At 64.5% G+C, this 11151-nt stretch carries 10 protein-coding genes and 1 pseudogene; 3 read left to right on the top strand and 8 right to left on the bottom strand.

Features of this window, described 5'->3' with window-relative positions; genetic code table 11:
• The coding region (locus VGH68_RS04390; protein WP_331602279.1) for a glycogen debranching enzyme N-terminal domain-containing protein at positions 1-1355 on the bottom strand (1355 nt) is incomplete at its 3' end.
• Between the two features lie 155 nt (positions 1356-1510).
• Positions 1511-1816, bottom strand: a complete 306-nt coding sequence (locus VGH68_RS04385; protein ID WP_331602277.1) for a hypothetical protein — start codon at positions 1814-1816, stop codon at positions 1511-1513.
• Between the two features lie 201 nt (positions 1817-2017).
• On the opposite strand from VGH68_RS04385, the gene VGH68_RS04380 reads away from it, so the two are divergent.
• A complete protein-coding gene (locus VGH68_RS04380) occupies positions 2018-4177 on the top strand; it encodes a phosphocholine-specific phospholipase C (RefSeq protein WP_331602276.1) in 2160 nt (719 codons plus the stop codon).
• A gap of 91 nt (positions 4178-4268) precedes the next feature.
• On the opposite strand, the gene VGH68_RS04375 is transcribed toward VGH68_RS04380, so the two are convergent.
• The 3 genes from VGH68_RS04375 to VGH68_RS04365 form a co-directional block, all read right to left on the bottom strand.
• Complete coding sequence (locus VGH68_RS04375) at positions 4269-5186, bottom strand: dihydrodipicolinate synthase family protein (protein ID WP_331602275.1); 918 nt, start codon at positions 5184-5186, stop codon at positions 4269-4271.
• 406 nt (positions 5187-5592) lie between these two features.
• On the bottom strand, positions 5593-6717 hold the full coding sequence (locus tag VGH68_RS04370) for a succinylglutamate desuccinylase/aspartoacylase family protein (protein ID WP_331602274.1): 1125 nt from the start codon (positions 6715-6717) through the stop codon (positions 5593-5595).
• Between the two features lie 37 nt (positions 6718-6754).
• A complete protein-coding gene (locus tag VGH68_RS04365; RefSeq protein ID WP_331602273.1) occupies positions 6755-7522 on the bottom strand; it encodes a transporter substrate-binding domain-containing protein in 768 nt (255 codons plus the stop codon).
• Positions 7523-7636: 114 nt separating this feature from the next.
• On the opposite strand from VGH68_RS04365, the gene VGH68_RS04360 reads away from it, so the two are divergent.
• Together VGH68_RS04360 and VGH68_RS04355 are read left to right on the top strand one after the other, a co-directional pair.
• Positions 7637-8557, top strand: a complete 921-nt coding sequence (locus VGH68_RS04360; RefSeq protein ID WP_331602272.1) for a LysR family transcriptional regulator — start codon at positions 7637-7639, stop codon at positions 8555-8557.
• Positions 8558-9072: 515 nt separating this feature from the next.
• Positions 9073-9927: an oxidoreductase gene (locus tag VGH68_RS04355; RefSeq protein WP_331602271.1), complete on the top strand. Its 855-nt coding sequence runs from the start codon at positions 9073-9075 to the stop codon at positions 9925-9927.
• 122 nt (positions 9928-10049) lie between these two features.
• On the opposite strand, the gene VGH68_RS04350 is transcribed toward VGH68_RS04355, so the two are convergent.
• The 3 genes and pseudogenes from VGH68_RS04350 to VGH68_RS04340 form a co-directional block, all read right to left on the bottom strand.
• Positions 10050-10493: a rubredoxin gene (locus tag VGH68_RS04350; protein WP_331602270.1), complete on the bottom strand. Its 444-nt coding sequence runs from the start codon at positions 10491-10493 to the stop codon at positions 10050-10052.
• Between the two features lie 30 nt (positions 10494-10523).
• Positions 10524-10649 (bottom strand): hypothetical protein, encoded by a 126-nt coding sequence (locus VGH68_RS04345; RefSeq protein WP_331602269.1) that lies wholly within the window; start codon positions 10647-10649, stop codon positions 10524-10526.
• A 300-nt stretch (positions 10650-10949) separates the two neighbouring features.
• Positions 10950-11151 (bottom strand): annotated as a pseudogene (locus VGH68_RS04340) (aromatic ring-hydroxylating dioxygenase subunit alpha); the annotation flags it as partial.

Here is an 11151-nt window from a genome sequence, read left to right as displayed (position 1 = left end):
TTGATCCATAGCGCCTGCACCTCGACCGGCTTGCCGATACGCGGCGTGACCACCCAGTCGCCGACCTTCGCATCCATCCAGGTGAGCTGCACGCCGGGCATGCCGGCGCGCAGCAGTCCATCATCGGAACAAGCGCCGATGATGTAGCGCGTGCCGTTGGTGTAGCCGGTGAGGATCGTTTCGGCGGCCTGTTGCAAGCGCGCGCGTGTGGCGGCACTGGCGTGCGGTGTCGCCAGATAGTCGTGCACCGCGACGATGAACCATAGCGATGCGTCGACCGAGTTGTATTCGGGCGCATCGCCGTAATCGGGAAAGCGGTTCGGCAACATCCCGCCCGACAGCGTGCCCGACCATTCGAGCAGGATCGCTTCGGCGTCGTCGAGACGGTTCGAAGCGATCAGCAGACCGCGCATCGCGATGAAGGTATCGCGGCCCCAATCGGTGAACCATGGGAAGCCCGCCACAATCGTGCGGCCCTGGTTGCGCGTGACGACGTAGGCGTCGGCGGAACGCTGCAGACGCGAACCGAGCCCGTCGCGGCGTTGCTGCTCGGTGTGCGCGAGGTCCACTGCGTGCGCGGCCGCCTGGGTGCGGTCGTTCTGGTTGGCCGTCGCCGTTGCGCCGGGCGGCGACGCGCTCAGAATCATGACCGCATCGCCAGCGGCGAGATCGAAGCTGAATACACCGGGCGTCGCGAGATCTTCATTGCAGTCGAGCCCGCGCTCCTGCTCGCGCGCGTAGTAGAAGTTGCGATACCAGTCGGGGGCGTGCGCGTAAGTGCCGTTCGTTGCCGCGTGGATGACCGGCACGCCGCCATACGGTTGCCAACTCACGCACGACGTGTCGCCGCTCGTCCGTGCATCGAAGTTGAACGCGGGATTCTCATGATGCAGCGCGTGGTAGTCGCGTCCCGACAGCAGCGCCCTGATCTTCAGCACCGCCGCATAGAGATCGCTGCCTTCGAACCGCCAGCGCAGCACCGTTTCGCACGTCGCCTTGCTAACGAACACTTCGGCGACCACCACCGTGCGCGGATCGACCCGCACGCGCCAGGTCGGCCAGGGCGACGTATCGAAGCTGACGAGACTGCCCCGCAGATCCGGATAGATCACATCCTGCCCATAGCGCTGCATGGTCAACGGATGACGCTGCCCGCCCGCTTCGAGCCACGCCTCGACGCCGTTGACGAGTACCATTCGTCCACCCGGCGCGCGTGTCGCGGCGAGCAGCAACGCGTGATAGCGGCGCGTGCGCGGCATCCCGAGCGTGCCCGACGCGAAACCGCCGAAGCCGTCCGCTTCCAGCCATTCGTCGTCGAGCCGCGCGGGCTCGAACGGTGATTCGATGCGCGTCATGTGATTCATGTCCCTGCGAAGACCTCATACACAAGACCATAACGCAGATGTGCTGGATGGCGATACCGTGTCCATTGTCCTTCTCGCCGCTTTCCATTCGCTTTCGATAAACCGACGGATTGACGAAAGTTATGCCGCGCGCAAACGTTTCACAATTATTTCTCGAAACGATTAGAGACTGCATCCGCTTTCACCGAACCGGATGCCGACATGACAAAAGCGACGCTCATCGCGAGCGCAACACTGTTTGCCTTTGCAACGATCGCGTTGAATGGTTGCGGCGCGGACGATGGATCGTCCGCGAGCACTGCTTCAACGACGAACCCCACAACGCGGTCCCCAACGGACTCCGCCGCGAACGGCAGCGCGCCACTTCGCGCGGCCGACAACGCGGCGAACAGCGCAATGAACAGCGCGACGAACAGCACGGCTAACAACACGGCTAACAGCGCCGCGATCATCGCAAACGCCGCGTCCGATCCGATCGCGCAGAACATGCAGGCCAATCTCGCGGCTGACAACCAGCAGATCGCACCGGTAATGCGCTACGCACCAGGCGACAGCATCAGCAATTAGCCGGCAACCAGTACTGCGCAACGAATCGCTTTCCACCGGCGCGCGCGTGGCGCGCTACTCTTTCCCTACGCAGAAGGTGATATCCGATGACATCAAATAGCCGTCGCCGTTTCCTGCAGACCGTGGCTTCATCGGCGGGCGCCGCCGCCGCGATGACCGCGTTGCCCGAGTCGATCCGCAATGCGCTCGCCATACCCGCGTCCTCGCGCACGGGCACGATCCGCGATGTCGAGCACATCGTCGTATTCATGCAGGAGAACCGTTCGTTCGACCACTACTTCGGCCATCTGCGCGGCGTGCGCGGCTATAACGACCGCTTCCCGATTCCGCTGCCGGGCGGCCAGCAGCCGGTCTGGTATCAGCCGTCGAAGGAAGACCCGACCAAGCCGGTGCTGCCGTTCCATCTGAACACGCAGACGACCAGCGCGCAGTGTCTCGGCGATCTCGATCACAACTGGTACCCGACCCATTACGCGATCAACAACGGCGCATACAACCAATGGCCGCAGTACAAGACGGATATGACGATGGGCTACCACCTGCGTAGCGACATCCCGTTCCACTACGCGCTGGCCGATGCGTTCACGGTGTGCGACGCGTATTTCTGCTCGATGCCGGGACCGACCCACCCGAACCGCGCGTATCTGATGACCGGCATGGTCGATCCGACCGGCACGATGGGTGGACCGCTGCTCGACAACAACGACTTCGTCGACGGCGACCAGCCGCCGAAGTACCAGTTGCTATCGTGGACGACTTATCCGGAACGCTTGCAAGCCGCCGGCATTTCGTGGCAGATCTATCAGCAGGGCCTGACCGGCGCCGATCCGCTGAACGGCAACTACGGCACCAACATCCTGCAGAACTTCACGAACTTCATCAACGCGCAGCCTGGCTCGCCGCTCTATCAGCGCGCGCAGACCGTGCGCACGATCGACGACCTGAAGGCCGACGTGCTCGCGAACCAGCTGCCGCAGGTGTCGTGGCTGTGCCCGCCCGCCGCGTACTCGGAGCACCCGAGCTACACGCCCGCGTATGGCGCCGAGTACACGTCGCAGATTCTCGATGCGCTGACGTCGAACCCCGAGGTGTGGAGCAAGACCGTGCTCTTCATCATGTACGACGAGAACGACGGCTTCTTCGATCACCTCGTGCCGCCGCAACCGGCAACGACCGCCGCGCAGGGACAGTCGACGGTCACGACCGACGGCGAAATCCACGACGTCGTCAATCCGCTGCGCGGCGGCAGCTACACCGCCGACGGCCTGCCGTACGGCCTCGGCCCGCGCGTGCCGATGACGATCGTGTCGCCGTGGACCAAGGGCGGCTTCGTCTGCTCGCAGGTGTTCGACCATACATCGGTGATTCGCTTCATCGAAGCGCGTTTCGGCGTGCACGAGCCGAACATCACCGCATGGCGTCGCGCGGTGTGCGGCGACCTGACCACCGCCTTCGATTTCCGCACGCCGGATTCGACGATGCCGCCGCTGCCGGACACCAGCAACTACATGAGCATCGCCGATAACCAGTGCGCGACGCAGCCGAAGCCGACGGTGCCCGCGACGCTGGCTCCGGTGGATGCGCAGGAACCGGGCATCCGTTTCGCGCGCGCGTTGCCGTATGAGCTGCACGTGAACGGCTCGGCGAATGCGAGCAAAAACACCTTTCAGATCACGTTCGGCAATACCGGCGCGCAGGGCGCGCATTTCTATGTGTACGCATCGAACCGCACCGATGGTCCATGGCGCTATACGGTCGAAGCGGGCAAGTCGCTCAGCGAAACGTTCGATCTCAGCTCGACGAACGGCGTGTACTCGTTCGAAGTGTTCGGTCCGAACGGCTTCGTGCGCAAGTTTGCGGGCAACCCGCAGGCGCAAGCGCACAGTTCGCACGGCGGCGGTTTGCTCGGCGGCATCTTCAACAAGCCGGCACAGCCCGAAGTGACGGTGCAATACGATGTCGCGAACGGCAATGTGTTCCTCAAGTTCACGAACAGCGGTGGCGGCATTGCGCGCCTGAACGTGATCGACAACGCTTACGGCGCGCGCGCGCGTCCCGTACTGGTGCCGGCTGGCTTGTCGATCGACGAAGCGTGGGTGCTCGCGTCGAGCCATCACTGGTATGACCTGACCGTGACGAGTAGCGACGATCCGAGCTTCTCGCGCCGGATTGCCGGTCACGTCGAAAATGGCCGTCCGAGCATCAGCGATCCGGCGGCGGTCGCGCCGGTGCTGGTGGTGAGCTAGCGCTTATCGCTCTGGGTGTTGAAGAGCGGGTAGAAGACGCCCCCGCCCGTCGATGGGACGGGGGCAGGTATTCAGTGCGGTCCGGTGCGTTTCAGAGCCCGACGTCCGGCAGCGTCGGACGCGTGGCCAGCGCGTTGGCGACGATCTCCTTCACTGCGGCCAGCGTGTCGTCCTCCAACGCGAGCCGCGGCGGACGCGTGACCGCGCTGCCTCGGCCGAGCAGTTCCTCGCACAGCTTGATGCACTGTACGAGGTCCGGACGCGCGTCGAGGTGCAACAGCGGCATGAACCAGCAATAGAGAGACAACGCTTCGTCGTACCGCTTTTGCGTGGCGAGCCGGAACAGCGTTTCGCCTTCCTTCGGAAACGCGTTCGACATGCCCGACACCCAGCCTTGCGCGCCCACCGCGATGCTTTCGACCACCACGTCGTCGAGGCCCGCGAACAGCACGAAGCGATCCCCCACCGCGTTACGCAGATCGATGAAACGGCGCGTATCGCCTGACGAATCCTTGAAGCAGACGATGTTCTCGCAATCCTGCAACGCGATCAGCACGTCCGGCGTGACGTCGTTTTTGTAGATCGGCGGGTTGTTATAGATCATCACCGGCAGATCGGTGCTGGTCGCGACCGAGCGGAAATGCGCGGCGGTCTCGTGCGGCTTGGCGGAATAGACGAGCGCCGGCATCACCATCACGCCATCCACGCCGACGCGGGCGGCCTCGCGCACGGTCTGACGCGCGAACTCGGTCGTGAACTCGGCGACACCCGCGATAACCGGGATCTTGCCGCCGGCGGCATCGCGCGCGGCCTCGATCACCTGCAGTTTTTCCGACGTGGCAAGCGACGTGTTTTCGCCCACCGTGCCGCAGACCACGAGGCCCGACACGCCATCTTTGACCAGATTGCTGACCACGCGATGGGTTGCGTCGACGTCGAGCGAAAAATCAGGCTTGAACTGGGTGCTGACGGCGGGGAACACACCGCTCCATTGGATCGCGTTGCTCATTGAATTCATCTCCTGCAAAAAGCCGGCCGCGCCGACACGCGTTGATAGTGGCAGCCAGTATCAATCTTTCTTTTTGGGCAAGCTTGGGCTTTTTCGTAACCGAAAGAGATTAAATCCGCACAATCGCTCGGTCGAAAAAATGGCCGATGCGGGCCGCTCGCCGGTCCCGATCGCGGCGGCGTCAGGCTCTAGCAGCGCGGCCGAGCGGGGCTTCCAGCACGCCGCGTATGCCGAGGCCGGCATAATGCGCATCCGAGGTACAGCGTGCGTCGCGCGTGGCGACTCACAGCGAAATCCGCATAGGCGGCACGCGGTCCACACTGCAAAATCAGTTGATCGCGCGGAAGGAAGACAGCCGTCTGAAAGCTGGGCGCGCCGCTCGATGCGGCACGCCCGCATCGCTCGATCAGGCGCCCAGCAGCACGCCGGTTCTGACCGGCCGCGTACCCGTCACGCGACCGAGCGGCGCCCCGGCCGTCACGAAGCGGATCGCGCGCCGCATATACAGCACCCCTTCGGTCTGACTCGCGACCGTGGTCGTCTCGTCGGTCAACGGATCGACGATATCGAAGAGAGGCTGGCCGACACGGATCGTGTCGCCGATCTTCGCGCGGTGCACCAGAATCCCGCTCACCGGCGCATAGAATTGCTCGCTGCCCGCGAGCGGCGTCGCCTCCGATAGCAGCGGCGGCAACGGTTTCGCCTCGCCGCGAATCGCCCCGCGCCACGTCAGGTAATCGACGATCGCGTCCGCGTCCTGCTGCGCGACTTCATACGACACGTCGCGCTGACCGCGACATTCCACCGTCACCGCAATCGAGCCCGTGGGCACCGGCTTGCTCGCCGGCATCTGCTGCTGCAACGTCCACCACAACAGGCTATGGGTCTCGTCGAACGCGCCGCCGCCCGAGTCCGTCGCGAGCAACGATGCCTGCGCGCCGAGGTAGCGCGACAACGGCTCGAACTGCGGCCACGCCGCCTCGCTCGTGTACAGATGCATCGCCGCTTCGAGCGAGCAGTGCAGATCGATGATCACGTCAGCGTCGAACGAGAGCTTCAAAAGCGCCAATTGCAGCGACTCGAATTCGGTCAGCGGCTTTTGCTGCGCGAGTTCGGCGGCGACCAGTTCGCGCACGATGCGCAGGTTCTCCGTGGCGTCGGAACCGAGCGCTTCTTTTGCGTTCGCGACCAGTTTCGTGAACTGCACGAAATGACGGTTGAAGTTCTTGCCGCTGCCCAGCTCGAAGCGGCCGACAAACTGGCCTAGCACGGACTGGGCGAGCCCGACCGGATTCGCGACCGGCACGAGCACGATTTCCGCGCTCAGCGCGCCGGCCTGCTCCAGTTCGAGCAGACGGCGCTTGAGGAGCACGGTAGTCAGCATCGCCGGGGTTTCGTCCGCATGTAGCGACGCCTGGATATAGATCTTTTGCCCTTCTTCGGGCGCCCCGGGTGCGCCGAAATGAAACGACACCAGTTCGCGCTGCGTGCCAATGGCCGGCGACAGAAGCCGGATCGATTGCTTGTTCATAAACGGAAAGTCGCAGTAGGAAAGTGGGTCGGCCGGATCAATTGCCGTATGGATCGAAGTCGAAGTACTTCTTCGCGATCTGCGCATAGGTGCCGTCCTTCAGCATCGACGCAATCGCCCCGTTGATCGACGCCTGCACCGCCGTCTCGTCCTTGCGCAGGCCGATGCCGACCCCGCGATCGCCCATCGACAGCGGCTCGCCGACGAACGCGAAACCCTTGCCCGCCGGCGTGCGCAGAAAGCCGTAATCCGCTTCGACGGTGCCGAGCAACGCGCCATCGAGCCGGCCGTTCTGCAAGTCCGCGAACACTTCGTCCTGGCTCTTGTACGCGACCACATGCGCGCCGAGCGGCGCCCAGTTCTTCAGCGCATAGCCTTCGAACTGCGTGCCCGACTGCACCCCGATCTGCTTGCCGGCGAGTCCGGCGGCGGTGGGCGCGAGCGACGAGCCTTGCCGGGCGATCAGCCGCGACTTGAACTGGAACAGCTTCGACGAAAACAGGATCTGCTGCTCGCGTTTTTCGGTGATCGCCATCGACGACAGGATCGCGTCGATCTTGCGCGCCTGCAGCGCCGGAATCATCCCCGAAAACTCCAGCTCGACCCACTGGCAATGCGCATGAATGCGCCGGCAGATTTCGTTGCCGAGATCGACGTCGAAGCCCTTGAAGCTGCCGTCGGGGGCCTTCGAGTCCATCGGCGGATAGGTCGGATCGATGCCGAGGCGCAACGTGGGGGCGTCAGCGGCGAACGCGCCGCTGCTGAAAGCCAGCGCGGCGCAGAGAACCATCAGCGGAGTTTTCATGTAGGTGGACGGTGAGCGGATGAGGACAGCGTCATCCTAAGCGCCGCGGGCGCCTCGAAGAAGTCACAGTCGGACTATCATGATCACTTTTACCGATCACCAGGCCTCGATGTCATGGCATTGACGATTTCGCAGTTGCGGGTGTTTACCGCGGTCGCAGAGCACGGCAGCATCCGCGCGGCGTCGCGCGCGCTCGGCATTGCGCAAAGCGGCATCACGCAGCAGTTGCAGAACCTCGAATCGATGCTCGGCACGACGCTGTTCACGCGCACGAATCGCGGCATCGCGCCGACCGCGCTTGGCCAGCGGCTGTTGCAACGGGCTGGCGCGATCCTCGGAGAATGCGAGCGCGCCGAGCAGGACATGCGCCAATTGCGCGGCGACCACGTGGGCGAAGTCACGTTCGGCATGACGACCGAGCCGCTCGTCGACGCGTTCGCGCCGGTGCTGATGGAGTTTCGCGCGCGCTTCGAACGCGTCGCCGTGCATCTGCGCACCGGCACGTCGCGCATGATGATTTCCTGGATCCGCGAAGGGACGCTCGATTTCGCGGCCGCGCTGGTGTCGAAGCACACGGACACCGCCGATCTGTCGGTCACGCCGCTCTATCGGTCCGATCCGGTGATCGTGTGCCGCAAAGGGCACCCGAAGGCGCGGGTGAACTCGCTCGCCGAGCTCACTGATTGCACGTGGGTAACGACCCGCTCGCCGAATCTGACCGAGCAACCGCATGTCAATCGCTTGAGCCAGCTGTTCGACACTCATGGGCTGCTACCGCCGAAGATCGTCGCGACCGTCGAGGGCCTGTACGAAACGCTGCATCTGGTCAGCGCAACCGATTGCCTGTCGCTCGAATCCTCGGTTCTCACCAGGCGCGGACCGTTCGCGGACGTGCTCACGACTGTGCCGGTGCGCGAGCGCGGCGTCGAGCAGAACGTCTGCCTGCTGCAACGTGCGGCGATTCCGCTGACGCCGGCCGCGCAGGAATTCGCGACGATGATCGTGTCGTACACGCGCACGGTGCGGGCGCGTTGAGCGCCAGCGTTGATGCGACAAGCAGCCTGATGTTTCGAGCGCAAGCAGGTCGTCGATGCTGCCTGTGCCGGATCAGCTGCGCGGCGCCGTTCTCGATCAACACTTCTGGCGCGAGCGGCCGGCTGTTGTCGTTGTTGCTGTGACCGTGCCCGCAGCCTGGGTTGATGCGCAGCCACACGCGTGAGCGTGATTCATCCCGAGCACAGGCCCGCGCATCCGCTCGCGAGCGCTTTCGTCGGCGCGCTTCAAAGCGAAGCTGGCGCGCTGCGGCTACAATTGAAACGCCATTCCGGCCCGGGACGGACATAGCCGTTTCAGCAGTCATGGCGGCACATGCATCACTGCACGAAGTGCGTTCTCGCGAGCCGCCGCCAGCGCGTGCGCCGCGCAGCCCGGGCACGCTTCACGCTGCATCATCACCCGCACACCGATCACCGGCGCGTGTCGCGCACGCCGCGCGGTCGCGCCGTTTCGGCGTCGTCAAACGTCGTAGACCATCAACAGGAGTTTGCCAAATGATGAATCGAGACAATCCCGTCTGGCTGATTACAGGGTGCTCGACCGGCTTCGGCCGCGAGCTCGCGAAGCTCGTGCTCGAACGCGGCTGGCGCGCGGTCGTCACTGCGCGCGATGCATCGAAAGTGAAGGACATCGCGGACGGGCACGGCGAGCGCGCACTGGTGCTGCCGCTCGACGTGACGAATCGCGCGCAGATCGACAGCGCGGTCGAGCAGGCGAAGCGCCACTTCGGCCGCGTCGACGTGCTCGTCAACAACGCGGGCTACGGCTATCTGGCCGCGATCGAGGAAGGCGAGGACAGCGAAGTGCGTGCGATGTTCGAGACCAACGTGTTCGGCCTGGTCGATATCACCAAGGCGGTGCTGCCGATCATGCGCGAGCAGCGCAGCGGTCTGATCGTCAATGTGTCGTCGATCGGCGGCATTGCGAGTTTCGCGGCGACCGGCTACTACCACGCCACGAAATACGCGGTCGAGGGACTATCCGAATCGCTCGCGCTCGAAGTGAAGCCGCTAGGCATCGACGTGCTGATCGTCGAGCCGGGGCCGTTCCGTACCAACTGGGCGGGGCCGTCGATTAAAGAGTCGGCCACGCAGATCGAAGCATACGCGTCGACGGCCGGCGAGCGCCGCAAGCAGACCGCAGCCCGCAGCGGCAACCAGGCGGGCGATCCGGTGCGCGCCGCGCAGGCGATCATCGATGCCGCGTTGTCGGATCAGCCGCCGCTGCGTCTGCTGCTCGGCAAGGCCGCGCTCGAGCTCGCCTATAAGAAGCTCGACTTCATGCGCAAAGACTTCGACACGTGGAAGGCGACGACCGAGGGCGCGGACTTCCCGCAAGGCGAAGCTTAAGGCCGGGACTCAGGCGTGGCGCCTGGGCGTGGGGATTCGCGCTGCGAAGCCTTTTGCCTCCAAGCCGCCACGTCGCCACAGCGGTGTGGAGGCTGGCGCTTCGTGGTCCGCTGTGCGTTGCTTCAAAACTCCACCAGCGCGAAATCGTCCTTGCCGACGTCGCACAACGGGCAACGCCAGTCGGCCGGCACATCGGCCCAGCGCGTGCGCGGCGCAATCCCTTCTTCCGGCAAACCAGCGGCTTCGTCGTAGACCCAGCCGCAGATCACGCAGACCCATTGCTTGAAATCGCCGGCGGCGGCGCGGGTCACGGACGCTGTCACCGCCGCGTGTTCCGCGTCTTCAGTGCGTTCCGCGTGTGGCGCCACTGTCGGCGGCGTCGCGTCGAGACTGACGACGAGCGGCGCGAACGTGCCGCTGCAGGTCCCCGCGAGCCGTGCTTGCAGGCTTTCTAGCAGGCGCTGAGCCTCAGCGTGCGTCAGATCGATCCAGTACGGATCGCCCGCGCCGTCGTTGAGACGCTCGGGGGAAAACTGGATTTCTACGGCTACGCCCTTCCTGTACATGGCAATCGGAATATCGAAAAAGCCGACGCGTTAGCGTGCCTGGAGCAGCAGATTCAGCGCAATCGACACGATCAGAGCGGCGCCGCCGATCAGGCCAAGCAGTTGCAGCAGAGTGAGGGATTTACGGGAGTTGGCGGGGGTTTGTTGCGTGGTCACGGGGGTTTCTTGAAGTTGAGAAAAAGCGCAATGGTACACGGGCGAGTCTGACGCGCATGTCGATGCGCGCAAACTCGCGCGCGATCGAATGCCGCGCGGCATTATCGCCGCTCGGGCGTGGCGAATTGTCTACCGTGGGGAGATGGACTAATTCCCGCTGGACGGGAAAGCGCGGCCGCGGGCGTCAGCGCCCTGAACGGCGGGGGTGTGCGGCGATCGAGCAGCGGGCGCGAACGGCCGGCTAGCGCGCGGACCAGTGCGGACCGGCGCGCAACGCCGGCCTTCCCAGCTTCAACACCATCAGCTCTTCGCCAGCGGATTGCCTTCGCGCGAATCCCAGAAGCGGATCACCGCGGTGTCGCCGGTACCCGCGCCCACTACCCGATCCGGCGCGCCGCATTCACGCAGCAGCGCGCGCAGCTCGTTGATGACCGGAAACACCTCGTGATTCCAGTCCGCGCCTTGCGAATCGTGCGCACGCTGTTCGGCTTCGACGATCTCG

Origin of the sequence: Paraburkholderia sp., from assembly GCF_036488505.1 — a bacterium.
In the GTDB taxonomy this organism is placed as follows: domain Bacteria; phylum Pseudomonadota; class Gammaproteobacteria; order Burkholderiales; family Burkholderiaceae; genus Paraburkholderia.
The sequence above is the reverse complement of the archived record's forward strand: the minus strand, read 5'-3'. Positions and strand labels throughout refer to the sequence as shown.